25 protein-coding genes are annotated in these 25,486 nt (G+C 48.5%); 3 read left to right on the forward strand and 22 right to left on the reverse strand.

Annotated features, from left to right (window positions below; genetic code table 11):
* Positions 1 to 92: 92 nt before the first annotated feature.
* Together GVY43_RS04505 and hflX are read right to left on the reverse strand one after the other, a co-directional pair.
* Positions 93 to 1,391, reverse strand: coding sequence for a methionine gamma-lyase family protein (locus GVY43_RS04505; RefSeq protein WP_159562401.1), 1,299 nt, complete (start codon positions 1,389 to 1,391; stop codon positions 93 to 95).
* 2 nt (positions 1,392 to 1,393) lie between these two features.
* Positions 1,394 to 2,641, reverse strand: a complete 1,248-nt coding sequence (gene hflX / locus GVY43_RS04510) for a GTPase HflX (protein WP_078147034.1) — start codon at positions 2,639 to 2,641, stop codon at positions 1,394 to 1,396.
* A 101-nt stretch (positions 2,642 to 2,742) separates the two neighbouring features.
* Between hflX and GVY43_RS04515 the strand changes: the two genes are divergently transcribed.
* Positions 2,743 to 3,747 (forward strand): tyrosine-type recombinase/integrase, encoded by a 1,005-nt coding sequence (locus GVY43_RS04515; protein ID WP_159562402.1) that lies wholly within the window; start codon positions 2,743 to 2,745, stop codon positions 3,745 to 3,747.
* An 84-nt stretch (positions 3,748 to 3,831) separates the two neighbouring features.
* Here the strand turns inward: GVY43_RS04515 and GVY43_RS04520 are convergent, their stop codons facing one another.
* Positions 3,832 to 4,392, reverse strand: coding sequence for a histidine phosphatase family protein (locus tag GVY43_RS04520; protein ID WP_159562403.1), 561 nt, complete (start codon positions 4,390 to 4,392; stop codon positions 3,832 to 3,834).
* Positions 4,393 to 4,426: 34 nt separating this feature from the next.
* Entirely contained in the window at positions 4,427 to 5,020 is a 594-nt protein-coding gene (locus tag GVY43_RS04525) for a GNAT family N-acetyltransferase (RefSeq protein ID WP_159562404.1), read from the reverse strand.
* Between the two features lie 257 nt (positions 5,021 to 5,277).
* Between GVY43_RS04525 and GVY43_RS04530 the strand changes: the two genes are divergently transcribed.
* Positions 5,278 to 6,435, forward strand: a complete 1,158-nt coding sequence (locus GVY43_RS04530) for an MFS transporter (RefSeq protein ID WP_159562405.1) — start codon at positions 5,278 to 5,280, stop codon at positions 6,433 to 6,435.
* A 31-nt stretch (positions 6,436 to 6,466) separates the two neighbouring features.
* Here GVY43_RS04530 and GVY43_RS04535 read toward each other — a convergent pair whose 3' ends face one another.
* Positions 6,467 to 6,985 (reverse strand): hypothetical protein, encoded by a 519-nt coding sequence (locus GVY43_RS04535; protein WP_159562406.1) that lies wholly within the window; start codon positions 6,983 to 6,985, stop codon positions 6,467 to 6,469.
* A 14-nt stretch (positions 6,986 to 6,999) separates the two neighbouring features.
* A complete protein-coding gene (locus tag GVY43_RS04540; protein ID WP_159562407.1) occupies positions 7,000 to 7,788 on the reverse strand; it encodes a hypothetical protein in 789 nt (262 codons plus the stop codon).
* An 88-nt stretch (positions 7,789 to 7,876) separates the two neighbouring features.
* On the opposite strand from GVY43_RS04540, the gene GVY43_RS04545 reads away from it, so the two are divergent.
* Positions 7,877 to 8,425, forward strand: coding sequence for a DUF4256 domain-containing protein (locus GVY43_RS04545; RefSeq protein ID WP_159562408.1), 549 nt, complete (start codon positions 7,877 to 7,879; stop codon positions 8,423 to 8,425).
* A gap of 687 nt (positions 8,426 to 9,112) precedes the next feature.
* Here GVY43_RS04545 and GVY43_RS04550 read toward each other — a convergent pair.
* The 16 genes from GVY43_RS04550 to GVY43_RS04625 all read right to left on the reverse strand — a co-directional run bounded on the left by GVY43_RS04550 (position 9,113) and on the right by GVY43_RS04625 (position 25,445).
* Positions 9,113 to 10,294 (reverse strand): glycine C-acetyltransferase, encoded by a 1,182-nt coding sequence (locus GVY43_RS04550; protein WP_074036841.1) that lies wholly within the window; start codon positions 10,292 to 10,294, stop codon positions 9,113 to 9,115.
* 13 nt (positions 10,295 to 10,307) lie between these two features.
* Positions 10,308 to 11,384, reverse strand: a complete 1,077-nt coding sequence (gene tdh / locus GVY43_RS04555) for an L-threonine 3-dehydrogenase (protein ID WP_074036839.1) — start codon at positions 11,382 to 11,384, stop codon at positions 10,308 to 10,310.
* Between the two features lie 166 nt (positions 11,385 to 11,550).
* The gene (locus GVY43_RS04560) at positions 11,551 to 11,811 is read right to left on the reverse strand and encodes a stage V sporulation protein S (protein ID WP_012726477.1); all 261 of its coding nucleotides are present in this window, start codon (positions 11,809 to 11,811) and stop codon (positions 11,551 to 11,553) included.
* 26 nt (positions 11,812 to 11,837) lie between these two features.
* Positions 11,838 to 12,632, reverse strand: a complete 795-nt coding sequence (locus GVY43_RS04565; RefSeq protein ID WP_159562409.1) for a TIGR00282 family metallophosphoesterase — start codon at positions 12,630 to 12,632, stop codon at positions 11,838 to 11,840.
* 48 nt (positions 12,633 to 12,680) lie between these two features.
* Entirely contained in the window at positions 12,681 to 14,243 is a 1,563-nt protein-coding gene (gene rny / locus GVY43_RS04570) for a ribonuclease Y (protein WP_035387855.1), read from the reverse strand.
* Between the two features lie 188 nt (positions 14,244 to 14,431).
* Complete coding sequence (gene recA, locus GVY43_RS04575; protein ID WP_031423456.1) at positions 14,432 to 15,481, reverse strand: recombinase RecA; 1,050 nt, start codon at positions 15,479 to 15,481, stop codon at positions 14,432 to 14,434.
* Positions 15,482 to 15,557: 76 nt separating this feature from the next.
* The gene (locus tag GVY43_RS04580; protein ID WP_159562410.1) at positions 15,558 to 16,784 is read right to left on the reverse strand and encodes a competence/damage-inducible protein A; all 1,227 of its coding nucleotides are present in this window, start codon (positions 16,782 to 16,784) and stop codon (positions 15,558 to 15,560) included.
* Positions 16,785 to 16,846: 62 nt separating this feature from the next.
* Positions 16,847 to 17,425 (reverse strand): CDP-diacylglycerol--glycerol-3-phosphate 3-phosphatidyltransferase, encoded by a 579-nt coding sequence (gene pgsA, locus GVY43_RS04585; RefSeq protein WP_074036832.1) that lies wholly within the window; start codon positions 17,423 to 17,425, stop codon positions 16,847 to 16,849.
* A 32-nt stretch (positions 17,426 to 17,457) separates the two neighbouring features.
* On the reverse strand, positions 17,458 to 18,330 hold the full coding sequence (locus tag GVY43_RS04590; protein WP_078147046.1) for a RodZ family helix-turn-helix domain-containing protein: 873 nt from the start codon (positions 18,328 to 18,330) through the stop codon (positions 17,458 to 17,460).
* Between the two features lie 27 nt (positions 18,331 to 18,357).
* On the reverse strand, positions 18,358 to 19,134 hold the full coding sequence (locus GVY43_RS04595) for a YmfK family protein (RefSeq protein ID WP_012726484.1): 777 nt from the start codon (positions 19,132 to 19,134) through the stop codon (positions 18,358 to 18,360).
* Between the two features lie 93 nt (positions 19,135 to 19,227).
* A complete protein-coding gene (gene ymfI / locus GVY43_RS04600) occupies positions 19,228 to 19,941 on the reverse strand; it encodes an elongation factor P 5-aminopentanone reductase (protein WP_230872818.1) in 714 nt (237 codons plus the stop codon).
* Positions 19,920 to 21,179 carry an EF-P 5-aminopentanol modification-associated protein YfmH gene (gene yfmH / locus GVY43_RS04605; protein WP_159562411.1) on the reverse strand — a complete coding sequence of 420 codons (1,260 nt, stop codon included), beginning with the start codon at positions 21,177 to 21,179 and terminating at the stop codon, positions 19,920 to 19,922. The genes ymfI and yfmH overlap by 22 nt, the downstream gene beginning before the upstream one ends.
* Positions 21,176 to 22,414 carry an EF-P 5-aminopentanol modification-associated protein YfmF gene (yfmF, locus tag GVY43_RS04610; protein ID WP_159562412.1) on the reverse strand — a complete coding sequence of 413 codons (1,239 nt, stop codon included), beginning with the start codon at positions 22,412 to 22,414 and terminating at the stop codon, positions 21,176 to 21,178. The genes yfmH and yfmF overlap by 4 nt, the downstream gene beginning before the upstream one ends.
* Before the next feature lie 7 nt (positions 22,415 to 22,421).
* Entirely contained in the window at positions 22,422 to 22,973 is a 552-nt protein-coding gene (locus GVY43_RS04615) for a cob(I)yrinic acid a,c-diamide adenosyltransferase (protein ID WP_012726488.1), read from the reverse strand.
* A 49-nt stretch (positions 22,974 to 23,022) separates the two neighbouring features.
* A complete protein-coding gene (locus GVY43_RS04620) occupies positions 23,023 to 24,732 on the reverse strand; it encodes an ATP-binding protein (protein WP_159562413.1) in 1,710 nt (569 codons plus the stop codon).
* Entirely contained in the window at positions 24,729 to 25,445 is a 717-nt protein-coding gene (locus GVY43_RS04625) for a response regulator transcription factor (RefSeq protein WP_147538010.1), read from the reverse strand. Before GVY43_RS04625 ends, GVY43_RS04620 begins: the two co-directional genes overlap by 4 nt.
* Between the last annotated feature and the right edge of the window lie 41 nt (positions 25,446 to 25,486).

Here is a 25,486-nt window from a genome sequence, read left to right on the forward strand (position 1 = left end):
CCTTACCCCTCCTTTTCTGTCTCACAATGTGAGAATAATATATGACAACAATCCTGTCAATAGATGTTAAGAAAGTTAACATGACAGATTAGTTACAAATGTGTCGGCTGATTTTGGTCATTGAATTCGACCAATCCTTTACCGTGTAATTGGCTCAACGCCAACATGAGCGCGACTTTTACGTGAGCATACGTCAGACCACCTTGAACGTACGCCGTGTACGGTGCCCGAAGCGGACCATCGGCAGACAGCTCGATGGAAGAACCCTGAATGAACGTCCCAGCTGCCATGATGACGTCATCTTCATAACCCGGCATATAGGCCGGCACCGGTAACGCATGGGCATTGACCGGCGATGCCATTTGGATGCTCTGACAAAACGCAATCATCTTGTCGCGGTCACGGAACGTCACCGACTGAATCAAGTCCGTTCGTGGAGTCGTATAGTGGGGATCTGTCTCGAATCCGATCAAAGACAATAGACTTGCCGTCAAATGGGCCCCTTTTAATGCCTGTGCGACTGTATGAGGTGCCATATAGAAGCCTTGATACATCTCTTGAAGCGAGTAGAGTGATGGTCCGGCTTCACTTCCGATACCTGGGGTCGTCATACGGAACGAACACCGTTCAATTAACTCTTTCGTACCAGCGATATAACCGCCCGTCTTCGCCAATCCACCGCCTGGGTTTTTGATGAGGGAACCAGCCATCAAGTCAGCCCCGACGTGCGTCGGTTCGATCGTCTCGACAAACTCACCGTAACAATTGTCCACGAACACATACACATGCGGATGTTCCGCTTTAATCCGTTCGATGGCCACTTTGATTTCATCGACTGGAATACTGCGACGGTTCGCATACCCTTTCGATCGCTGAATCCCAACGAGTTTCGTCTCAGGACGAATCCGTTCGAGGACGCGGTCGATGTCGATTTCACGTTCCTCTTTTAATTCGACAGTATCGTAATGGACACCGAGTTCTTTTAACGAACCGCGACCATCGCCACGGATGCCAACAATCTCCTCAAGCGTGTCATACGGCTTCCCTGTGATATAGAGAAGCTCATCACCTGGTAGAAGGACACCAAATAAGGCAATCCCGATTGCATGGGTACCGGAGATGATTTGTGGTCGGCATAGCGCGAGCTCGGCTCCAAACACATCCGCATAAATCGACTCGAGGGTGTCTCGACCGATATCGTCATATCCATATCCCGTCGTCGGATTAAAATGAAAATCCGACACTTTATGCTTTTTAAACGATTCTAGGACGCGATACTGGTTGAATTCGGCCGTCTCGTCAATCCTTTCGAAAAACGGTTTGACCCGTGCCTCCGCTTTTTTTACGAACGGCGCGAGTGCATCATAATGTTCAATCTTTTCTTGCCACATACTTACACCTCAAATTGTTTTAGCGTCGCATATAGACGCGTGTCTTCTCTCATATAACCTACTAATTCGACAGAACCGTCATCTAAAAAGCTCTCTTCAAGACGATACATCGCCTCTTTGGCCGGGTGGTAGTGTTCAAACGCCGTCACCGGGAGAATGACATGGACTTTTGTCAAAATGTCCGCAATCTTATCCTCGAGAGCACCTGTCAACGTCACGATATCTTCCGAGGCGATTGCCGAGATCAATAGCGGTCCGCCGACGAAGTCTTCCGTGAGACGGTCTTTCTTATTATATACCTCGAGCTGAGGCACCTCACTCGCACCGAGTTCCTCTAATACCGCATTCGTCGTATCGATTTGATTCAGATAATGTGGGTTCGATGCATCGATGACATGAAGGATCAAGTCGGCACCGACAACTTCTTCTAATGTCGAACGAAACGCGGCAACGAGTTTCGTCGGCAAATCACGGATGAATCCGACCGTATCTGTGATCAGTACTTTCCCACCTCGCGGAAGTTCGAGCTCGCGCGTCAACGGGTCGAGCGTCGCAAACAATTCATCCTGCTCGTACGTGTCGGCATCGGTCAATCGGTTAAAGATTGTCGACTTCCCAGCATTCGTATACCCGACGAGCGCGACTTGGAATACCCTGTTTTCTTTTCGGCGTTCTCGGTAACGTCCACGGTGTGCGACTGTCCCCTCGAGCTGTTTCGTGATTTCATCGATGCGGCGCTTGATGTGACGACGATCCGATTCAAGTTTCGTCTCACCAGGACCACGCGTCCCGATTCCACCACCGAGTCGCGAAAGCTGTGTGCCTTGACCGATGAGACGCGGCAGCAAATAGTTCATCTGCGCGAGTTCGACCTGCAATTTCCCTTCGCGCGATTGCGCACGGCTCGCAAAGATGTCCAAAATGAGCTGTGTGCGGTCAATCAACTTCATCTCATCTGGGTCGTTCAATGCGATGCGAATGTTTTTCGACTGTGCCGGTGTCAATTCGGCGTTGAAAATCAATAAGTCCGGCTCGAACTGTTCGACGAGCATCGCGAGTTCCTCGATTTTCCCTTTCCCGATAAAGGTACGACGGTCGATTTGTTGACGCTTTTGGTCGAGTCTGGCAACGACTTCGCCTTGCGCCGTGTCCACGAGTTCGACGAGCTCGCCCATCGACTGTTCATATGTCCAATCATCGGTACTAGGCAACTGACAACCGACGATGACAACTTTTTCACGTTCAATCATGTAATCCCTCATTCCATAAAGTCTCACCTTCCATCTTACCACGAATCAGCGTATAGAGAACGTCCGTTTGTGGTAGGATAAAGGAAGAAGGAGGCTCGACCATGACGAAACGAAGAAAAGACTACCCGCTCCCGGAATTTATTGAAACGTACCTCTATCATCTCGGCGCCAGCGGTCGTCAACCCTCGACGCTTAAGCGATATCGCTACGACTTGATTGACGTGCATAAATACTTTCACGACCACAATGTCGAACTGAACGAACCGACGGACTGGTTAGACGTTCCGCTCGAATCGTGGAAGACATTCGTGAATGACTTCTTAATCGAAGAGAAGCACTATCAACAGGCGACCGTCGCAAGAATCGTCACGGTCATCAATAGCCTGACCCAATTTTTAAATCCGCTTCGTAAAAAGATGCTTGCCTATTCCCAACCGGCACATACGTTGACAGTCGACCAAGTCGCACTCGAATCTGAATTCGACCGACTCGTTCAAACGATTCGTTCGACGAAAGGACTGAGTGAGAATCAGCTCCAAGCTCATCCTTATCTCGTCAATCGGAACGAACTGATTGTGACGCTTTTCTATAAATATGGATTGCGTGTCCATCACATCATCCGTTTGCGAATGAGCGACTTGCATCTGGCCGATCACACCTTCGACGTGTATGATCGTCTCGGAAACCGTTTCACGTTGAAGCTGTCACAAGAAGATCAATCGTTGCTCATGAATTACCTGGCTGATATCCCGACCCCGGTACGACCACGTTGGTATTCAGAAGACCCGGTCTTCGTCTCATTCGATTTTGCCCGGATGACGTTCCGCTGGGTGTATGCGAAGAATCAACCGAAGCAACTGACAATCGTCATGATCACAAAAATGATGCGGCAGTTGAACGAACGAAGTGGACTCGCGCGCTCCGTCACGCCATCGATGCTTCGAAACGCCCATGTGTTGAAGACATATGCGGGCGATATGACACCATCCGAGCGGATGAATATCACCTGTATGCATAAGGAATCTTCCCTCCGCCGGTATGAACAGGCGTATGAAGAGTTCGGAACTGAATTATTCGAGTCAGACGAAAGACCCGCCCTCTCGTGAAGGGCGGGTCTTGGTCTGTACGATTTCAGGTTATCTAATGGTACGAAGACAACTTGATCCTTACCATCTATAGTCAATCGATTTCTAACCTTGAGGTTTATATAACTTCTCGACACTCATCAATGTATTGTTCTCAAAAGTCGCCTTATAGATATCCGGCATGTCGAGTTCTTTCCAAAATTCATATCCATATCGCACATCAAAATAATTCAACATGAGAACCATAATATTTCCATGTGTGCCGAGCACCACTTTTTTCCCTTCGTATGTACGGAGCAGTGATATGAGAGCCTCTACCCCTCTAGATTGAGCCTGATCGTTCGACTCTCCCCCTTCCCATGCGAACGTAGGGTTTTGCCAAACGATCTCCATCGCGCTTGTAAAGTCTTTAGCCGGTTCTGAAGTCAAGGTTCGCTCTCTTAAATCATCCGAAACTACAACGTCCTGTCCAAGATAATCCGCGATGCCTTTTACGGTTTGAACGGCTCGTTTATATGGACTCGAAGTCACGATATCGATCCCCTCATCGATTAGAAGGTTTGTAATTTCAGCAACATCATGCATTCCTTTCTCAGATAACGGTCTGGCGAATTCGTCTGATGTATAGGTAGAATGTGCATGTCTGACAAAGTATATGGTTGTCATTCAGTAGTCCCCTTTTAAAATGTCTCGTCGTTGTTTACATACGATGTCCATCCTCATCATAAGCTTTAGAATGATGGTTTAGCTGCAAAAATTCATGTCGCAACAACCCGTAGACGACATGATTGACGTAACGGTCATACAGCCACTCCGCATCTCGAATGACCCCTTCTTCTTTAAAGCCGAATCGTTCCGGAAGTGCCCGACTCTTCACATTCTCTGTCGCGACTCGGATTTCAATTTTATTTAGCTTCAAATCTTGAAACCCATACTCGATGATGGTCTCGAGCGCTTGACTCATGATGCCTTTCCCTTGAAACTCTTGTCCTAGCCAGTATCCGATTGTGCCACATTGGATACCACGATCGATTTCGTTAAATCCAATTGTTCCGGCAAGTGCTCCTTTATACATCAAAGCGAACGATTTTGGGCGCCCGCCCGTTTCAATCAACCCTTTGATTCGTCCCTCTATGTTCCGCTTCGAATCTTCCACCGTCTCAATATAGTCGAGCCAGCCAAGCCACTCTCGCAAATAAGGCTTCGATGCAATCGTCAGCTCGAATAGTTCGTCCGCATCGTCTGTATTGAACATTCTCAATGTAATATCGTCATTTAATTTATATTCAAGCATCTGGTTCCATCCCTATCATTCATTATTTTTTGAATTCACTTTCGTAAAGTAACCCACGTAATTGCTTTTTAACCACTAGTATCAAAGCTTGTTGAATCATTCCACTCTTCTATTATGACAATTTCACCCATATGACAAGTTTACAGAATTAATCAAATTTTGTATAATTATTTTTATATCATTTTATGAAGAGGTGAAAATGTGTAATAACGATTCGTCCACCCCACCCAATTGAATAGATTCGGAGGAGATTTGTGATGAAATCGTTTTACACATTGCTCGTTAGCCAATGGCTCGCAAACATTGGCGATGTCCTATACATCGTCGCGCTCATTGCCTTGCTGTATCAACAAACTGGGTCCGCTCTCATGGCGGCCAGTTTCCCGATTGCCGTGACTGCCGGTATGACGCTCAGCGGACTCTTTTTCGCCCGCATCCTCAGTCGCTTCTCGCTCGGGAAAACCCTCGTCCTGTCACAACTGATGAAGACGGTCACCCTTGTTCTCGTTCTCTTCACGGATTCGATTCTTGTTCTCGGACTCATCATGTGGATTGCATTTCTCGATGGATTCGCACGTCCGATTCAAGCCTCGTTCATCCCAAGTTTGGCGACGAATCGTCAACAAGCGAACAGCCTAGTTCAAGGTTCCAATCAGTTCATCCAACTCGCGATGTGGCCTCTCGGGACGATGCTCGTCTCTCTCACGTCGAGCGCCTTTGCATTAATCGTTTCACTCGTTCTCTTCAGCCTTTCGACGGTTGTGACGATTTACTTCTATCAATCGCTTACGGAAGACATCGTCGATGATGGAACGGAGGAATCGATCACCTTACGCGATAGTCTTACTTATGTAAGAACGTCACCATTCGCTCGTCGTGTGACTTGGTTTGTGACGTATGAATCATTTGTCAGCACGCTCTGGATTTCAGCGTTGCTCCTCGTCTATCTCGAGCGACATCTGCAAGTCGATACAGGCTGGTGGGGAACTCTGAACGCATCATTTTTGATCAGTATGATTGCAGCGAGTGCCTATCTTTATCGGTCTCGTCGAGCACCCTCGCTACCTTCGACTGCCGTCTTATCCATTGTTGCCGCCCTGTTGTTCGGCGTGACCGAACATCTTACGTTCGCAATTTTGGCGTTAGTGATTCAAGGGGCAGCCACACAAATGCGCATCATCCAGGCGAATACCGTCATTCAAGAACAGATCCCGACTGCGCGACTTCCCTATGTATATAGTGTGCAACAAACGGGATACGCCCTCGCATTCAGTGTGGGGAGTTTGCTGTTCGGTCTTCTTGCGGATGGACTACCGATCGATTCGGTTTACCTTCTCGGAGCACTTTTGACCCTTCCGTTGATTTGGATCGGACGATTGACTGAACAGTCTATGTTGACCGTATCATCTGTATAAACAAGAGGCGCCTTCTCTAAGAGAGGGCGCCTTATGTATAGAACTTTCCACCGAAGTATATGGTTGGACTTCCTTTTCGATTACAATCGAGTGAAATCACAGATGCAACGGTCGGTTCCGAAAGCGTGATGATTTCTAAAACTGAGTTCAGACCGCTAATGCGATAGTGCGTGAAGATTGTTGAGTCGTCATGTATCAACTCCCAAAACGAGAAACGCGTTCGTGTCAAGAAATCCAAATATCCGGATTGCTCGAATCGTTTGATTTGCGAACCTTCGAACTCATCTGACGGTTCATCGATGATTCCATCCGCAAATGACTCTTGAATGACCTCCATATAGACGACGTCTTCAAAGCATAGTTTTACATTGATCACTTCTCGCTGGGAATGAACCCCGCCCACTTCGACTCGTTCACGGAACGTCGTGTTTCGCTTTCTCTGGTGATCGAATAACTTCACTTGTATAGTCAAACAACTCGATTCTAAATCATGCTGAAAATCAAACACATGAATCATCCCATGATAGAAGAATAGATCCTCAAACTCCATTGTCACTCCTCCTTTTAGTCACTTTCGTATTGAAATACTCCGACGCCATGGCCTCGCCTAACATCTCCTAAAATGAAAAGTGAAAGTATACACGCTTCAGTCTCAATCAAAAATCGAAATTCTTCTAATTCTTCTCTTGTCTCAATCATTGTAACCAATTGCAGGAGATCACTTTCAGATACATTTGAAAGATTGCATGTCACCATATAGTCATTCGACCATATCTTTCTCCCATGATGTTCGATACTGTACTCACACTTTGTCTGATCTGCCCATCTCTTGAAATCAGATAAAAATCGATTATTCTTCAAAATTGTCTGAAACGAAGTGACATCTAATATATGTAATAGTTGAGATAAGAACGCCGCTGCCGACTTCACTTTTGGTAACCCAAATTCCCTCCAGTTGCTATCCGACGGTAGGTTAAACAGAATTTCTTTCTTTACAGAATAGGAATCAGGGTCATGAAACTCGCGACGGTAAGCACTTAGAAAATCAACTGTCGAGATGCGTCGTTTATCGAGATCGATCCGTGTCTGAGTTGAATAGATTTCACGACGATACGGATCATACAATAAGAAAAGTTTTTCCCCTATGTAAACGCCTAACGGCAAGGTCAAATCAATGTACCGAAGTCGTCCTAATTGTGAACTCGTGACCATCACGTCAAGTTCACAATAATCTGTGACTCGATATGAACCGGCTGGCAATCGACTTAAATAGCCATGTTTCAATGTGAACAAATCCATTGTCTGAAATGACTGAACATGTAAATGTTCGACGTTTGTTTCATCAAAGTTCAAACCAGATTCTCCTTTCTTGTAACGAATGAAGTAAATTGAACTAAATAATGTCGTATACTGAAAGAAATACATGATCGGAGTGATTCTCATGTCGAAGCTTTCACACGAAGAAACCCTCGAATTACTTAATACCCTCGAGTCTCGTTTCACTGAAAACGTTGAACGTCATTCTGACGTCGTCTGGTCAGACATATTGGAGCGTATTCAAATTGATCAGGATAAGTTGACCTCACTCGCCTTGATGGAAGAAACCGGCGGAGAACCGGACGTGATTCGACTCCCTAACGGAGACCTCGCTTTTTGCGACTGTTCAGCCGAGAGCCCGAGCGGTCGACGAAGCCTCTGTTATGACGAACCGGCGCTCGAAGCACGTAAGAAGAACAAACCCGCCGGAAGTGCGGTCGCCCTATCTGAACAGATGGGCATAACCCTTCTCGATGAAGAAACATACCGACACTTACAAACGCTCGGTGCATTCGATTTGAAGACGTCAAGTTGGATTCAGACACCGGACACCATTCGTCAAAAAGGTGGCGCCCTGTTCTGCGACCGTCGCTATGATCACATCTTCGTCTACCACAATGGTGCAGATTCTTATTATGCCGCTCGAGGATTTAGAGGAATAATCATGATTTAAGCAAGGCATTGCGCCTTGCTTCTTTTTTATTGCAATAACCAACTAAAGACTTTCGGAATATATATGATGAAAAATAAGCTGACAGGAATCACTGCGAAAAGCCTTAATATCCACGTATATTTACCCTTGAACTTTCTGAAGTAGAACAGCAATGCACCAAACGCAATCGCATTTGCTGTCAAATTCGGTTCTACTATACCGTTCTCAATCCATTGCTTGAAAAAAATCTTCCATCCAGGAAAGGGTTCGAGGGCGAACGACTCGTTGAAACTCGGTGTAAGGTTGTATTTCAGCCTCACAAACCAGGCTCCTATATAGACAAAGATGAATAAGAGCGCGTAACACATCAGTACAACGTTCCACAATTTCCCTTTCCAACTCTCACTCCGAAAGTACAAGACGCCAATCAAAATCAGGACACTAAATATCACATTTATTATGAATGGTGGTGAAATCTTCAGAATCGAAAACGTCTCTCGATCTAATACCATTCCCACTTGAAAGATCCCTTGCTGAAACATAGCCTTTCCTCTTTTCTAATATGTACTGATTAAATTAAATACGGTAATTGAAATATTAAGAAATACGCTATATTTCGATTTACTTCATCTGTGCCCTATTTGAATATACTCGATTTCATATACAAATCCACCAAAGAACTGCAGACAGATCGTCTGCAGTTCTCATTTATGCGTGTAGTGTCACATTCAACTCTTCCGCGACCGTTTTAAACGCTTCGAGTGCCCGTTCGAGGTCATCTCGTGTATGTTCCGCTGTGACGATGGTCCGGATACGGGCTTTCCCGCGTTCGACCGTCGGGAAAGCGATACTCTGTGCGAATACACCATGCTCTTTCAACTTGTCCGAGAATGTATGCGCAAGCGTCTCTTCGCCGAGCATGACCGGTGTGATCGGTGTCGTCGCATGTCCGATATCGAAACCAAGGTCACGTAAACCGTTTTTGAAGAACTCGGTGTTCGCCCATAGCTTGTCGAACAGCTCTTCTTCCTCTTTCATCACACGGATCGCTTCACGGTTCGCCGCCACGACTGCCGGTGGATGTGATGTCGAGAAGAGGAACGGGCGACCTTTGTGGATCAAGTAATCCCGAATATCTTGTGAACAGGCGACATAGCCACCGAGGACACCGATCGCTTTTGAGAGCGTCCCGACCTGAAGCGCAACACGACCGTCCAAACCGAAGTGGTTGACCGTTCCGCGACCGTTCTTCCCGAGAACGCCAGATGCGTGAGCATCATCGACCATGACCGCAGCGTCATACTTCTCGGCGAGTTCGACGATGGCCGGAAGCGGTGCGATGTTCCCATCCATCGAGAACACACCGTCCGTCACGACAAGACGTGTGCGATAATCTTGTGTCTCTTTCAACGCCTTCTCCAAGTCTTCGAGGTCGACGTGTTTATAGATACGTCGAGCCGCTTTCGTGAGGCGAATCCCATCGATGATTGACGCATGGTTGAGGGCGTCACTGATGACGACATCCTCCGGTCCAAGCAGTGCAGACAATACCCCGAGGTTCGTCGCGAATCCTGATTGGAAGACGAGTGAGGCCTCCGTATGTTTGAACTCCGCGAGTTCGCGCTCAAATGCTTCATGCATCTCGAACGTTCCGGCAATCGTACGGACTGATCCCGTTCCTGCGCCGTATTGCTCGACCGCTTCAATGGCTGCCTGTTTCAAGCGCGGGTGGTTCGCAAGTCCGAGATAGTTATTTGACGACAGTTGGACGAGTGACTTTCCATCGATTGTCACTTCATTCCCTTGTGCTGATTCGAGTGGGACGAGCTTACGGAATGTCCCTTGTTCTTTCATCTCGTTGATTGCTTCTGTAATATGTTCAAATGCCATGTTGTTTCCCCCTTTATGGTATTAAGACGACCTTCCCACATTTCCCTGCCCGCATGAGTTCGAATCCTTTTTCGAACTCCTCGAGCTTGAAGACGTGTGTGATGATCGGTTCGACGTTCAGCTGACCCGTCGCGAGCATCGTCGAGACCTGGCCCCACGTCTCATACATCTTACGTCCTGTGATTCCTTGAACGCGGACCCCTTTAAAGACGACGTCCCGTGTGAGATCGATGGCGACCGGACGAGCCGGGAGTGACAAGACGTTGACGTCCCCGCCTGCCGTTACCATCTTAAACGCTTGATCGATGGCAATCGGATGACCGCTCATCTCGCAGACGACATCGATTCCGTCCCCGTCGGTCTCACGTTCAATCAATTCGAGCGGATTCTCCTCTAAACTGTTGATAACGACATCGGCCCCCATCTTTTCGGCGAGTTGTAAGCGATATGGATTGACGTCAATCGCATAGACACGACTCGCCCCTGCTGCTTTGGCGACACCGACCGCCATGAGTCCGATTGGACCACAACCGACGATGGCGACCGATTTGGCTGAAACATCACTCGCCAACACCGTGTGCACCGCATTCCCGAGCGGTTCTTGTATCGATGCCAGTTTCGCTGGCATCGACTCCGGGTTCACCCATAAGTTCTCTTCGGGCATGACGACGTATTCTGCGAAGCAGCCTTGCGTGTCCACCCCGATGATTTTTGTGTTCTTACAGATGTGGTACTGCCCGCGCAAACATTGTTTACACTGATGACAGACGATATGCGTTTCAGCAGACACCGTCTGTCCGACTTTGATCCGCTTCGTCCCTTCTCCGAGCGCCACGACTTCCCCCGAAAATTCATGACCGAATACGTATGGTGGTTTGACGCGGCTCTGTGACCATTCATCCCACTCATAGATGTGGACATCGGTCCCGCAAATCGATGTCGCTTTGACTTGAATGAGCACTTCTCCAGGTCCTGGTGTCGGAACTGGTACGTCGACCAGTTTTGCCCCAAACCCGGCCGTGTGTTTTTGAATCGCTTTCATTACTGGTGTCGTTGATTCCGTCTCTTTGGTTGACACAAGTTGTTCCATTGAAAACGTCCCCCTCTTGTCTCTAATGATCGAACGATACGTTCTTTATCATCTTGTCATAAAATGACGAAACTGAGAAGATAGAACGTCCGATTTACACAAAAAAAGAGGAGCCATCCGCGCCGATGGCTCCTCTTCACAAGAATAGGACCTATGTCCCGACCGCTCATCGCGGCTCAATGATGAGCTTGATGGCAGTACGTTCCTCTCCGTCAATCATAATATCGGTAAAGGCCGGAATGCAAATCAAATCGAGACCGCTTGGCGCGACGAAGCCTCGGGCAATCGCGACGGCTTTGATGGACTGATTCAGTGCACCTGCCCCGATCGCCTGTATCTCACACGTTCCTTTTTCACGTAGCACACCCGCTAAAGCACCCGCAACGGAGTTAGGGTTCGATTTTGCCGAAACTTTGAGTACGTCCATTCTTGTTTCCCCCTCGGGTAGGTTGTTCAATCAAACCAGACGGTCTGATCATCTAGGTGTATTCGTTCGATTTTTGTCGCTCGTTTCGTCTGATCATCGATTGTAATGAAAACTCCATTAAGTTGTTCCCGTCCCTCGGCAACTTCAAACCGAACTGGGAGTTGTGTCATAAATTTTTTTAAAACAGTCGACGCATCCATTCCGAGTACCCCGTCTAGTGGACCGGTCATGCCGACGTCTGTAATGTAGGCCGTGCCGTTCGGTAGGACACGCTCGTCCGCTGTCTGCACGTGTGTATGTGTCCCGACAACGGCTTGAGCGCGACCGTCGAGATGATAGCCCATAGCGATTTTCTCGCTTGTCGCCTCAGCATGGACATCCACAAAAATCGCATCGACCTCATCGCGCACTTCTTCGACGAGACGGTCGACGGTACGGAACGGACAGTCAAGAGACGGCAAGAAGACATTTCCCATGACATTGATCACGGCCAATTTCTTCCCATTTTGTTTCAACTTCATCATGCCAACCCCAGGTGTCCCGTCCGGATAGTTGGCCGGACGGACGATCCGGTCGGCGTCGTCGATCCAATCAAAGATGTCACGGTTGTCCCACGTGTGGTTTCCCATCGTTACCCCATGAAAGCCGAGCTCCAAAAACTGTTGGTAAATCTTTTTCGTAAGACCACGTCCATTTGCTGCATTCTCACCGTTGACGAGCATGAACGTCGGGTTGTATTTGTCTTTCAAGCGTCCGATTTGTTTCGTCAATATATCACGACCTGGTTTCCCGACCACATCACCGATAAATAAAATTTTCATATAAAGTCCTCCCTCAAACAGAAAAAGCGGAGAAATTCTCCGCTTCGTTTACTTCGCATAATCGACGGAACGTGTTTCACGAATGACCGTCACTTTGATTTGTCCAGGATAATCGAGTTCGTCCTCGATTCGCTTACAAATATCACGTGCCATCTTACCGGCAACGACATCGTCAACGACATCAGGGCGAACGATAATCCGAACTTCACGTCCTGCTTGAATCGCATACGATTTCTCGACACCTTCGAACGACTCACAGATTGATTCGAGTCGCTCAAGACGACGGATGTAGCTTTCAAGTGTCTCTTGGCGAGCTCCAGGACGCGCTGCTGACAAGGCATCAGCCGCTGCCACAAGTACAGCAATCGTCGATGTCGCCTCGACGTCCCCGTGGTGGGAAGCGATCGAATTGATGACGACCGGATGTTCTTTGTATTTCGTCGCGAGTTCTACACCGATTTCAACGTGACTACCTTCGACTTCGTGGTCGATCGCTTTCCCGATATCGTGTAAGAGTCCTGCCCGTTTCGCGAGCGTGACATCTTCACCAAGTTCGGCTGCCATCATCCCGGCAAGATGTGCCACCTCAACCGAGTGAGACAAGACGTTCTGACCATAACTCGTACGATAACGCATGCGACCGAGCGTCTTGACAAGGTCTGGATGGAGTCCGTGAATTCCGGCTTCAAACGTAGCTTCCTCCCCGTATTCACGAATGCGTTCATCCACTTCACGGCGAGACTTCTCTACCATTTCTTCAATTCGAGCCGGGTGAATCCGACCGTCTTGAACGAGTTTTTCAAGCGTCATCTTCGCGATTTCACGACGAACCGGGTCGAACCCTGACAAGATGACGGCTTCTGGTGTGTCATCGATGATGAGGTCAATCCCAGTCAACGTTTCGAGCGTCCGGATGTTACGTCCTTCGCGCCCGATGATACGACCCTTCATCTCATCACTCGGTAAGTTGACAACGGATACCGTCGTCTCGGCGACATGTTCAGCTGCATATCGTTGCATCGTGAGAGATAAGAGGTGTTTCGCTTTTTTATCCGCTTCTTGTTTTGCTTTTTGCTCGATTTCTTTTTGAAGGAGAGCAGCATCGTGAAGCGCTTCCTGCTTCGCTTCGTCCATGATGATGGTACGTGCTTCATCTTTCGAGAGGGATGCCACGCGTACAAGTTCTCGGCGTGCCTCTTCGTATAACTCCTCCACTTTGCTTTCGAGCATTTCTGCTTCACGCTTGCGTTTTTCGAGTCCTCGTTCCTGTTCATCTAGCGAGTCCTCTTTCCGCTCGAGCATGTCTGCTTTGCGGTCAAGAAGCTCTTCTTTTTGAACGAGGCGATTCTCTTTCACTTTCTGTTCTTCGCGACGTTCACGCAATTCTTGTTCCGTCTCATTACGAAGTTGAATCATCTCTTCTTTTACTTCAAGCCGTGCTTCTTTTTGCATCGCTTCCGATTGTTGTTTTGCTTGCTCTACAATCTTAGTCGCTTCCGTCTCGGCACCTTGAATCTTCGCTTCGGCGATCGATTTACGCACAAAAAAACCTGCAACAAAAGCTATCGGCAAAAGGAGGATCAGAATAAGCCAGTATAGCCATTCCATCATGTTCACCTCCCTTTCGCAAGGTTATTTTATTTTTTTAATAAGTGAGTAACACGGGCAAGCCCGCGCATAACTTTATTGTACTTATTTAATAGGGAGAATGCAATGCACGGACAGGATAGAACTACCAATTGCCTAAAAAATTATACTAAAAAAATCTCACTCGAAAGAATTCGAGTGAGACGATGTGCTTATTCGTCATCGAGAAGTGAGAGGACTTCGTCGTCTTCGCCTTCGACCGTAACCGTTTTTTCTCCGTTCAATCCGTAGTGATCACGAATCTGTTGTTCGACCTCAGCTGCGATTGCCGGATTTTCTTTCATATATTGCTTGGCATTTTCACGACCTTGACCAAGACGCTCTTCATTGAACGAGTACCAAGCTCCGCTCTTTTGAACGATGTCGAGGTCTGCACCGATATCGATGAGTTCCCCTTCACGTGAGATTCCCTCACCATACATGATATCGACTTCCGCCGTTTTGAACGGTGGTGCAATCTTGTTTTTTACAACCTTGATCTTCGTACGGTTCCCGACCATATCTTGACCTTGTTTGAGCGTCTCCGCACGACGAACTTCTAGACGTACAGAAGAGTAGAATTTCAATGCACGACCACCTGGAGTCGTTTCCGGGTTACCGAACATGATCCCGATTTTCTCGCGGATTTGGTTGATGAAGATGACAATCGTCTTCGACTTGTTCGTCGCACCGGACAACTTACGAAGTGCTTGAGACATCAAACGGGCTTGAAGACCGACGTGCGAGTCTCCCATTTCTCCTTCGATCTCGGCTTTCGGTACGAGGGCTGCAACCGAGTCGACAACGAGGATATCAACTGCTCCAGAGCGAACGAGCGCTTCAGCGATTTCGAGGGCTTGCTCCCCAGTATCTGGCTGTGAAAGAAGCAACTCATCGATGTTGACCCCAAGATTTTTAGCATACTTCGGATCGAGTGCGTGCTCGGCATCGACGAATGCCGCTTGACCGCCACGCTTTTGAACTTCTGCAATCGCATGAAGGGCAACCGTCGTCTTACCTGAAGATTCTGGTCCATATACTTCGATGACACGACCGCGTGGATATCCACCCGCACCGAGCGCGACGTCGAGGGCGATTGACCCTGAAGGGATGACTGATACTTGTTGGTCTGTATTTTCACCAAGGCGCATGATTGAGCCTTTACCGAATTGTTTTTCAATCTGGCGCAATGCCATTTCTAACGCTTGTTTACGATCACTCATAGATAAATGAGCCTCCTTTAATTGATACTCTTATTATACGTGAACACCGTACGATACACAAGTTTTTTACGAACATTTATTCGCCTTTTTTGATTCGTTGAATGAGAGACCATAATCCGTCCTTGGCAGCTCGCATACGGATGATATTCCGTTCTTGATGTGGATACGTCCGCTCGATGACCTCAATCCCATTCGGTGTCTTCACCCCGATATAGACCGTACCGACCGGGCGGCCCGAATTCGATGTCGGTCCTGCTTCTCCCGTGAAAGAGAGGGCATAGTCCGCATGGGTGGTCTTTGACAATCCGTCCACCATCTCATAGGCGACTTCTTTTGAGACGACTGAGTGCTGTTCAATTGTATCAAGCGCGACCCCTAAATACCTATTTTTTAGCTCATCCGAATAGGTCACGACTCCACCTAGAAAGATGGCTGAAGCGCCAGGTGTTGATGTAATCATCGATTGTACCTCGCCGCCGGTCAACGACTCAGCCACAGCGAACGTACGATTCAATCTAGACAATGATTGGACAAGATGTGATGCGATCGTTTCATCGTCAGAGCCGAAGTAGTACGAACCGACCCGTTTCATAATCTCAGTCTTCACTTCTTCAATCATCTGACGCGCGGTCACCTCGTCCGTCGCTCGAGCACTGATCCGAAGTCTTGCCTCTCCCGTCTCGGCATAGGGGGCAACGGTCGGATTCGAGCCGTCCAATAGGTCCTTCACGGCATCGTCGAGAGCGGATTCCCCAATCTCATAAAACCGTAATGACTCTGAGACGAGCGTCGCTCCTGATAGTTTCTGCGGAAACGTCGCCTCGACCAAAGCTTTCATTTCACGTGGCACACCCGGTAAAAGCAACCACGTCGTGTCTCCGGCAATCCACATGCCCGGGGCAAGCCCGACCGGATTTGGTAATACGTCTGCTCCGCTGAGCACGTCGGCTTGGCGAGCGTCCCCATCATTCATCAATCGATTTCGTGACACGAGGAATCGTTGAATCGTCTCATACGCTTCCTCATCCCGAACGATCGGACGGTCTAGTAAGTCGGAAAGGACTGTCTTTGTGACATCATCCGCCGTCGGACCGAGTCCACCCGTGACGATGACAAAGTCGGAACGACGACGGGCGATTTCAAACGTCTCTCGCATTCGTACCGCGTTATCCCCGACAACTTGATGATACAAGACCGGCACACCGTACTTCGACAGTTGTTCTGATATGTAACTCGCATTCGTATTGACGATTTCCCCTAAGAGCAACTCGCTTCCTACCGCAATGATTTCGGCTCGTTTCATCTCATTTCCTCCTCAACTTCAAAAAAAAGACGAGCTAGATCAACCAACTCGTCTCTGTCGACTTACATCGACTTCACAATAATCTTATAGTTTTGTGCGAAATATTCGGCACCTGAGTAAATTGTAAGTACGAGCGCCAACCACATCGCCCATTCGCCAAACGGGATCCCGACATAGCTAAAGATCGGGTTACCGAACAGTAAGAAGATGATGGCAAAGAGCTGCACCCACGTCTTCGCTTTTCCAGATTTCCCGGCCGCGACGACAATCCCTTCATCGGCAGCGACGAGACGTAAGCCTGTAACCGCAAATTCACGTGATAGAATCACGACGACGACCCACGCCGCGACGAGATCCATCTCAACGAGCAACACAAGGGCCGCCGTGACGAGCAGTTTATCTGCGAGCGGGTCCATAAATTTACCAAAGTTCGTGACTAAGTTATGCTTACGGGCCAAATGTCCGTCTAACCAGTCTGTAATGGCCGCAATCGTAAAAATCACACCAGCGATAAATTGGTGCATCGGGATATCAGCGCCTAAAAAAGCGATGTTTCCCCAATCAAAATCAACAGCGAGTAAGACGACGAATACGGGGATCAAGACCACGCGTAGCATCGTCAATCGGTTAGGTAGGTTCATATAGAACGCCTCCTCTTAGAAGGAGAGTCGACTTATTCGGCGTCGACTCTCTTTACAAAAATATTTTGTGTGACCGGAGACTCTTGAAGCTCGAGCTCACGACCGTTGACGACGATTTTCTCAACGCCTGCGATGAGTCCGATTCGAATACGCAATGTGTCCGTCTCGGCATCTTCAATGACAATCGGATTCTGTTTCGACTGGTTCGGATACTCCGGTGCGAGAAAGGCTCCTTCTAACGACGTATCACGAACACCTACGTAAGAGGCAGGTGACTCCTTCACATAAATCTCGGTCGACAGTTTCTCGTTCGTCGCGAGTTCATAAGTGATATCTGCCCCATTCGACTCCTTCACCGCAATCGGACCAGATTCCGCTGGCGGTTCTTCTTCGGTCGGCTCCTCTTCAGTCGGTTCCTCCTCGACCGGTTCATCAGCCGGGACATCCTCATTCTGGTCGACTGTGACACCAGAACTTGGCGGTTCGGCAGGACTTGCATCCTGACCACCGAAGTCGATGCTTCTCACTGCGAAATAAATCGCGGTGATGAGCAAGAAGACCGTGAGAACGAGGAGAACTTTCGGAACCCATCTCGAGACCCGACTTGTCGACTCGGAAGCCTTCGAATACGTTTTCTTCCGAGAGAGTTGAACAGACGGCTGTGCCTCGATGACCGGTAAATCTTTTGCATATGTCTCGTATAATTCATCCACATCTAGGCCGAGCGACTCCGCATACGTCTTAATGAACGCCCGTGCATAAAAAGAGCCAGGGAGATTTTTGTAATCACCTTCCTCGATTGCGATGATATAGCGCTTTTGAATCTTCGTCGTCTGCTGGATTTGGTCGAGCGTCAATCCGCTCTCCTCACGCTTTTGTTTCAAAAAAGTCCCTAGTTCTGTCACAGGGGTCCACACCTTCCATTCACATAATTATTCAAACCATTCTGACTCACGATGTGTTTCTTGTGGGATGATGATCGTCTCATCCGGATTGTTTCTCAATTCAATAATATAATCAAAGTCTTCATACACGCAATCGGTGTTTCGGACGTACAGGTCAGGGTGTTCGATGACTTTCACGGCCGGCAACCGCATGACTTCACGAATGAGCTGGCGATGTCGTTCATCCATCGTTCGGGTAGAGACGGCACCATCGATTATGTATACGTGATCGCCTTCCCGTTCCTCTTCAAATAATGAGGTCCGAACGGTCTGTTTCATCAGTGTCGAGGAAAGAAACAACCATCGTTTGTTCGCACACACACTCGCTGCTACGATGGACTCCGTCTTTCCGACGCGTGGATTTCCACGAACACCGATTAACAAATGGCGTTCTTCCTTCATCAGTTCCGCAACGAAATCGACGAGAATGCCCAAATCTTCACGGACGAAGCGAAACGTTTTTTTGTCATCACTATCATGGTCGATATAACGACCGTGACGGATTGCAATCCGGTCTCGTAACTTCGGACGGCGCAACTTGATGACGGCAATAGCTTCCATCCGCTTTAAAATATGCTCGAGTCGATGCACATGATCGGCGGCAGGTGCTTTGAGCAACATTCCCCGTCGCTGCAAATCGACCCCATTGATGGTGACGATGGAGATTTGAAGCATCCCCATGAGAGATGCGATGTCTCCGAGGATACCCGGTCGATTCTGACACAATTCATATTCGAGATACCACTCTTCGAATTTATGTTCCATCCCCAACCATCCTTTCGAGCGAGTTCGCTACCTTGCCTATTTTAAATTATTTTAGAAGAATTGAAAAGAACAGGTTTATTTACATGAATCGGATCATTGCCAACCGCCGTCGACGCGTATCACCGTGCCCGTCATATACGAGGCGTCCGGTGAACACAAGAAACGGATCGTGTTGGCCACGTCCTCTGCCGCACCGAGACGTCCAAGTGGAATATCATCGATCACGGATTGTTTCGACTCTTCTACCGTATCATTCATTGGCGTATCAATCCACCCCGGGGTCACCGCATTGACTCGAACATTGAACGGTCCGGCTTCTCGTGCGAACGCCTTGACGAAGCCGAGCTGTGCCGCTTTGACGGTTGAATAAAACACCTCAGCCGCCGCACCGACCTCTCCCCATACACTCGAGACGATCACGATATCCACGTGATGATCGTAAGGCTTCCTTGCAACGACGGACTGAATGAGTCGGATCATTGCCCGAACATGTACATCGTACAGCCGGTCGAGCTCATCCATCGACTGGTCGACGACGAGACCATGGAGCGCATGTCCGGCCACATATACAATTCGGTCGATGTCCAGCATATCCTGCACCCACGACTCAACAGCGTCACGGTCTGTTAGGTCACAAGGGAGAATTTCTGCCGAAAGATTCTCTTCATCTATCAAATGACGGAGTCTTTCACTACCCTCGTTCGCATGCAAAATCAGTTCATCTTCACGAAAAGCGAGCGAGACGGCACGTCCGATGGTACCGCTCGCTCCAACAATCAATGTCTTCATGGTTTTTTGACGATGCATACCGTTCGTTGTTCATGGCGGAACAAGCGCTCGTATGCTTCGTATAGTTCGTCAAGCGTGATGGCATCAATCAAAGTCGGGATTTCAAACAAATTCCCATCATTGAGTGCATAACGAGAGAACTGATTTGCGATGAATTCCGGTGAGTTCAATGCTTTCAAGAACTGTCCTTGCATCATGCGTTTCTTCCGGTCAAGCGTCTCTTGACTCAACTGAAGTGGACGTTCTAACGCCTCCGTCACACGGCCGACAAACGCATCTACTTCCGACGTCTCCATCGACAAGGCGGCAAAGGCAAACGTTTCCTCTGACGTATAGTCAAACGAGAAGGCATCATCAATCAATCCTTCAGCATAAAGTTCTGTATAAAGAGGAGCTGTCGTGTCGAAGAGCGCATGCATGAGCAATTCTACTGTCAATTCTTGCTTCAGACCTGCTTCCCCAGCTTGTGGTACATCCTTATACCCAATCATGACTTTCGGTACAGAGACGTCCATCTCGATGACCCGTTCTGACAGACGAACCGTGGTCGGTTCATATACTGTCTCACGAGCACTCAATCGTGGTGTCTCAAAAGATTTACCTGCTTGGTTATCTCGAATCAAGGCAAACATCTCATCCGGTTCGATGTTCCCGACGACGAACAATGCCATGTTGCTCGGATGATAGAACGCTTGATGACAGGTGTACAAGTCTTCCGCCGTGATCTTTGAAATCGATTCGATTGTACCTGCGATATCAATCTTGACGGGATGTGTCTCGTACATCGCCTCAATTAAACCAAAATACAAGCGCCATCCCGGATTGTCTTGATACATTTGAATCTCTTGACCGATGATGCCTTTCTCTTTCTCGACCGACTCTTTCGTAAAATAAGGAGTCTGGACGAAATCAAGTAGCGTTTGTACGTTTTCCGAAATCTTGGACGTGGCACCGAACAAATAAGCCGTCCGTGTGAAGGAAGTGAAAGCGTTCGCTGACGCTCCTTGACGACCGAATTGTTGGAAGACGTCACCATCTTCTTTCTCGAACATCTTATGTTCTAAGAAATGTGCGATACCATCGGGAACCTCGATCCAGTCTTCTAGTTTGAAGCGTCGGTCAATCGATCCATATTTAGTCGTGAACGTCGCGAATGTTTTTTCATATCCAGTCTTTTTCAACAAGTAAACGGAGAGGCCATTGTCGAGAACGTGATGATGTAACGTCTCTCCGACGTTAGGAAAGTCTAATTTCATGCTTCTCCTCCTTTCAAGCAATAAACCGCTTCGAGTTCCATTTCTTTCGCAAGCGCAACGACATGATCTCGTGTCGTGTTTTCAATGATTGCCATCTCTTCGTCTAACGAGAACGGACGAACGTCTGCTCCACTCATCCAAGCAATCAATTGACGTGGACTGTCTCCAAGTTGTCGACGTTGATGGAACAACAACTCTTTCGTCTGTTGCAACGTCTCATCCTCAAACTCGCCCGCTTGTAAAGCGTTCAATTGCTCTTCGATGATCTGTTCGGTTTTTTGCTGGTTCGACGCATCGATGCCGGCATAGACGAACAACTTCCGACTGAGGGAACTATATTGTGAAGCGGCATAGTACGCCAGGCTCTCTTTTTCACGCACGTTCATGAACAGTTTCGAGTGAGGGAATCCTCCGAACAATCCATTCACGACTTGCATACGAATCGCCGCTTCCGTTCTTGGGTCGACATTGAGTGAATAAGCGAGATGGAGCTTGCTTTGTTTAATGTCTTGGTGTTCTTCCAAACGCTTGAACTCTCCTCGACTCGCTTCTGGTAACAGGCGTGGTTGACGTGTCCCAAGGGATTCCAATGGATTGAAAGCCTGTTCGACTTGCTCACGATTGACATCCCCGACAACATAGATGTCCACACGGTCATGTTGAATCATCGATTGATATGCCGCATACAATGATTTCGGTGTGACATGGTCGAGTTGCTCAAGCGTACCGAGTGACGGAATCGCAAGTTCTCCTCCGAGCATTTCTTGTAGCCGCTGTTGGGCGAAACGCATTTTGTCATCATAGACCGATTCGATACGCTGACGTTGCAATCGACGTTCCTGCTCGACGATGAGTGGCTGGAACGCCCCATCGTATGCGTTCGGACGAAGGAGAACGTCTTCGAGTAACTCGATTGCCTGACTCAATACGTCTTCTCCGACAAGATGATCGTTGACGACTTCGAGTTGGAATTGGATGACGTGCTCCTTTCCGATCTTAGATGCACCAGCATATAAGTTTGTGTCATACAACTCCTCTAGCGGTGTGTGAAATAACTCAATGGATGGATACGTTGCCGTCGATTTCTCCATAATGAACGGGAGCAATGCCCGATCTGCAACCGTCTCCGCCGATAATGGAGCGGCGAATGACACGAGACAAGTCGTCGTTTTAAATTTTTTGGTCGGATAGACCGAGTAGTGCAATTGATGTTGGAACTGTTCGATTCCTTTCATCTGCCGATCACTCCTTTTTTCGTTTTGGTTGAAACACGGCAGCGCCGCGCGCATATTCTTGATCCGGCACCCCTGCCACGACGTTCGCGTAACGGGCAACCGTAAATAAATAATCACTCAAGCGGTTAAAGTAAGGCAATTGCCGGTCTGCGACTCCGAGAGCCGCTAAGTCACGCTCGACCCGTCGACAGACGGCACGAGCCACATGTAAGCTAGCTGCGGCAACGCTGCCGCCCGGAAGGATGAAGCGCACAAGTTCCGGACAGGACTCCTCCCACTCATCCATCCATCGTTCTAGTTCCGTCACGATCGACAAATCGACCATTTTTGGCGGTGCCTCAGCATACATCAGCTCCGATCCGAGGTCGAACAAGTCGTGCTGAATCTTCGTCAGCTGTATTCGGAGCGTCTCATCCTCTTGATGCGCGATGGCGAGTCCAATCTGACTATTCAACTCATCGAGATGACCCATCGCTTCAATCTGAGGATGGGATTTCTCGACACGACTACCGATTAATGATGTTTCACCCTTGTCGCCCGTTCGTGTATAACGTTTCATTCGACTCCCCCCTTAAAATGCCACAAATGGTGACTCAAGCGAGTCACCATTACGAGTTGTGTGGTTGTTCAAATGGTAAGTAAATCTCGAAGGTGGTTCCGACCCCGAGTGTACTCGATACGCTCACTTTCCCGTGATGGGCATCGACCACATTCTTCACGATCGCGAGTCCGATGCCTGTCCCTGTCTTCGAACCACTGGTCCGGGCTTTATCGGCTTTATAGAATCGCTCGAATACGAACGGCAAATCCTCTTTAGGAATTCCGTGACCTGTATCCGTCAACTGAATCCGTAGCCCGTCCGTCTCTTCTGTGGCCTCAATCCGAATTTCTCCAGAATCGGTATGCGCGATAGCATTGCCAATCAAGTTGGTGAACACTTGCTCGAGACGATCGCCATCCGCCTCGATGAGACGGTGCGGGGCGTCGGTCTGTAAACAAATCTCTTTTTCAGATGCCATCTGATTGAACTTTCGCATGACTCGGGGCAAAAAATCACCAATATCAAACGAAGTGAAATGCATCGTCTCTTTACCCGATTCGATGCGTGCCAAATCCAACAAATCATTGACGAGTCTTGCCAAGCGGAGCGATTCATCATAGATGATGGAGGCGAACTCTTTCGTCGCCTCGTCGCTCTCAGTAATGCCATCGATGATTGCCTCTGAATACCCTTGAAGCGTCACGAGCGGTGTCCGGAGTTCATGGCTAATGTTCGCCACAAAATCGGTCCGCATCTTATCGAGACGATGACTTTCTGACGTATCCCGGATGACAACGACAGCACCCTCAAAATCGTCTTCTCCGACGAGTGGTGTGACTGTCAGTGTATAGTACCGCTCATCCTGTTTCACTTCGATCGTCTTTTCAGACGTCCCCTCCATCACTTCCTCATAAAGAGACAATACGACTTCATGTGGTTGCCCATCTTGAAGTAATGGACTCGCTTGCGGGTTCGTGACAATCACGTTCGCATGACGATCGAGTGTAATGACACCGTCTGCCATCGAACGAAGAATCGACGCAAGTTGCAGCCGTTCCCGGTCAAGGGCATTCACATATTTCGAAAGCTGACTGCTCATTGCGTTGAAAGAAGCAGCGAGCTCGCCAATCTCATCCCGTGTCTTCGTCTCCAAACGCAAATCAAATTGCCCCTCTCCCGTCTTATTGACTGCATCCCGCATCGCTCGGAGCGGTGCTGTGATTCGTGTCGACAAGAAGAAAGCGAAGACGGTCGTAACGATGATGGCCGAAGCGACGGTCCAAAGAATGATGGTCCGTGCTCCCGCGTTCGCACTCGAGATCGCATCGAGCGGTTCGAGCAGGTAGAGCGTATACTGTCCTGTCGATAAGGAGAAGGTCGTCCGATACGCTAGCGCGGCCTGGTCGTCAAAAGATGAGAAATTCCCGATGGCCGTCTCACCGACCGCCTGATAAGTTTCCCAATCCTGTCGTTCAAGTTCCATCATCAAACCATCCACTTGATTTCCAAAATTCGATCGGGTCGTCCCGTTCTCTAAGATATAGTTAGCCCCGTACACTTCGATGATTTGATCAATCGTCTGGGACGTGTCACCTTCATTCAACAAAACCGATTGGACCTGTCCGCCGAGCTTGGCAAGATGGCCTCGTTCCTGGTCGATATGAAAGGAATTAAAAAATTCAAGCATCAACACCGAGACGATGAATAAGATGACACTGACCAAAACGAGAATCGTCAGCCACAGTTTCGTGACGATGCTGTTTCGACGAATCATCATTCACTGGCAGCTTCGAACTTGTACCCGACACCCCATACGGTCGTGATCATATGCGCCGCGTCCGGTGAGACACGATTCAATTTCTCACGAAGACGTTTCACATGCGTATCGACGGTCCGAAGGTCTCCGAAAAATTCGTAGTTCCATACTTCTTTTAACAACTGCTCTCGTGAAAAGACTTTATCCACCTGTTTTGCGAGGAAGAACAATAACTCATATTCTTTTGGTGTGAGGGCGATTTCCTCGCCGTCCACCGTGACGCGGTGTGCATCATTATCGATTGTCAGATGTGGGAAGACGATCAAATCCTTCGACTTCTCACTCGTGTGCATGAACTTCGTCGAACCAGAGCGGCGAAGCAATGCTTTGACGCGGAGCACGACTTCACGCGGACTGAACGGCTTGACGATATAATCATCCGCCCCGACTTCGAACCCTTGGACACGGTCGATTTCTTCACCTTTCGCCGTGAGCATGATGACCGGAGTCGCTTTCGTCTTCCGGAGTTCTGTACATACTTCAACCCCATCCATCTTTGGCATCATCAAATCAAGCAAGATCACGTCGTATTCGTTATCAAGAGCAAGCGCGAGCGCCTCTTCGCCATTGACCGCTTCTTCAATCACATACTGTTCACGTTCTAAGTACATTTTCAAAAGTCGGCGAATTCTCTCCTCGTCGTCGACTACTAAAATCTTCGTTTTCTCAGCCATACCTGAAACCCTCCTAAGACCCATTACGAGTTGTAGCGAAT

Source organism: Exiguobacterium sp. 8H (assembly GCF_902506255.1).
Taxonomy (GTDB): domain Bacteria; phylum Bacillota; class Bacilli; order Exiguobacteriales; family Exiguobacteriaceae; genus Exiguobacterium; species Exiguobacterium profundum.

Excerpts from the sequence above, each read along its gene's own strand:
- GVY43_RS04505 (WP_159562401.1), bottom strand. The coding sequence starts at position 1,391 with ATGTGGCAAGAAAAGATTGAACATTATGATGCACTCGCGCCGTTCGTA.
- hflX (WP_078147034.1), bottom strand. The coding sequence starts at position 2,641 with ATGATTGAACGTGAAAAAGTTGTCATCGTCGGTTGTCAGTTGCCTAGT.
- GVY43_RS04515 (WP_159562402.1), top strand. The coding sequence starts at position 2,743 with ATGACGAAACGAAGAAAAGACTACCCGCTCCCGGAATTTATTGAAACG.
- GVY43_RS04520 (WP_159562403.1), bottom strand. The coding sequence starts at position 4,392 with ATGACAACCATATACTTTGTCAGACATGCACATTCTACCTATACATCA.
- GVY43_RS04525 (WP_159562404.1), bottom strand. The coding sequence starts at position 5,020 with ATGCTTGAATATAAATTAAATGACGATATTACATTGAGAATGTTCAAT.
- GVY43_RS04530 (WP_159562405.1), top strand. The coding sequence starts at position 5,278 with ATGAAATCGTTTTACACATTGCTCGTTAGCCAATGGCTCGCAAACATT.
- GVY43_RS04535 (WP_159562406.1), bottom strand. The coding sequence starts at position 6,985 with ATGGAGTTTGAGGATCTATTCTTCTATCATGGGATGATTCATGTGTTT.
- GVY43_RS04545 (WP_159562408.1), top strand. The coding sequence starts at position 7,877 with ATGTCGAAGCTTTCACACGAAGAAACCCTCGAATTACTTAATACCCTC.
- GVY43_RS04550 (WP_074036841.1), bottom strand. The coding sequence starts at position 10,294 with ATGGCATTTGAACATATTACAGAAGCAATCAACGAGATGAAAGAACAA.
- tdh (WP_074036839.1), bottom strand. The coding sequence starts at position 11,384 with ATGGAACAACTTGTGTCAACCAAAGAGACGGAATCAACGACACCAGTA.
- GVY43_RS04560 (WP_012726477.1), bottom strand. The coding sequence starts at position 11,811 with ATGGACGTACTCAAAGTTTCGGCAAAATCGAACCCTAACTCCGTTGCG.
- GVY43_RS04565 (WP_159562409.1), bottom strand. The coding sequence starts at position 12,632 with ATGAAAATTTTATTTATCGGTGATGTGGTCGGGAAACCAGGTCGTGAT.
- rny (WP_035387855.1), bottom strand. The coding sequence starts at position 14,243 with ATGATGGAATGGCTATACTGGCTTATTCTGATCCTCCTTTTGCCGATA.
- recA (WP_031423456.1), bottom strand. The coding sequence starts at position 15,481 with ATGAGTGATCGTAAACAAGCGTTAGAAATGGCATTGCGCCAGATTGAA.
- GVY43_RS04580 (WP_159562410.1), bottom strand. The coding sequence starts at position 16,784 with ATGAAACGAGCCGAAATCATTGCGGTAGGAAGCGAGTTGCTCTTAGGG.
- pgsA (WP_074036832.1), bottom strand. The coding sequence starts at position 17,425 with ATGAACCTACCTAACCGATTGACGATGCTACGCGTGGTCTTGATCCCC.
- GVY43_RS04595 (WP_012726484.1), bottom strand. The coding sequence starts at position 19,134 with ATGGAACATAAATTCGAAGAGTGGTATCTCGAATATGAATTGTGTCAG.
- ymfI (WP_230872818.1), bottom strand. The coding sequence starts at position 19,941 with ATGCATCGTCAAAAAACCATGAAGACATTGATTGTTGGAGCGAGCGGT.
- yfmH (WP_159562411.1), bottom strand. The coding sequence starts at position 21,179 with ATGAAATTAGACTTTCCTAACGTCGGAGAGACGTTACATCATCACGTT.
- yfmF (WP_159562412.1), bottom strand. The coding sequence starts at position 22,414 with ATGAAAGGAATCGAACAGTTCCAACATCAATTGCACTACTCGGTCTAT.
- GVY43_RS04615 (WP_012726488.1), bottom strand. The coding sequence starts at position 22,973 with ATGAAACGTTATACACGAACGGGCGACAAGGGTGAAACATCATTAATC.
- GVY43_RS04620 (WP_159562413.1), bottom strand. The coding sequence starts at position 24,732 with ATGATGATTCGTCGAAACAGCATCGTCACGAAACTGTGGCTGACGATT.
- GVY43_RS04625 (WP_147538010.1), bottom strand. The coding sequence starts at position 25,445 with ATGGCTGAGAAAACGAAGATTTTAGTAGTCGACGACGAGGAGAGAATT.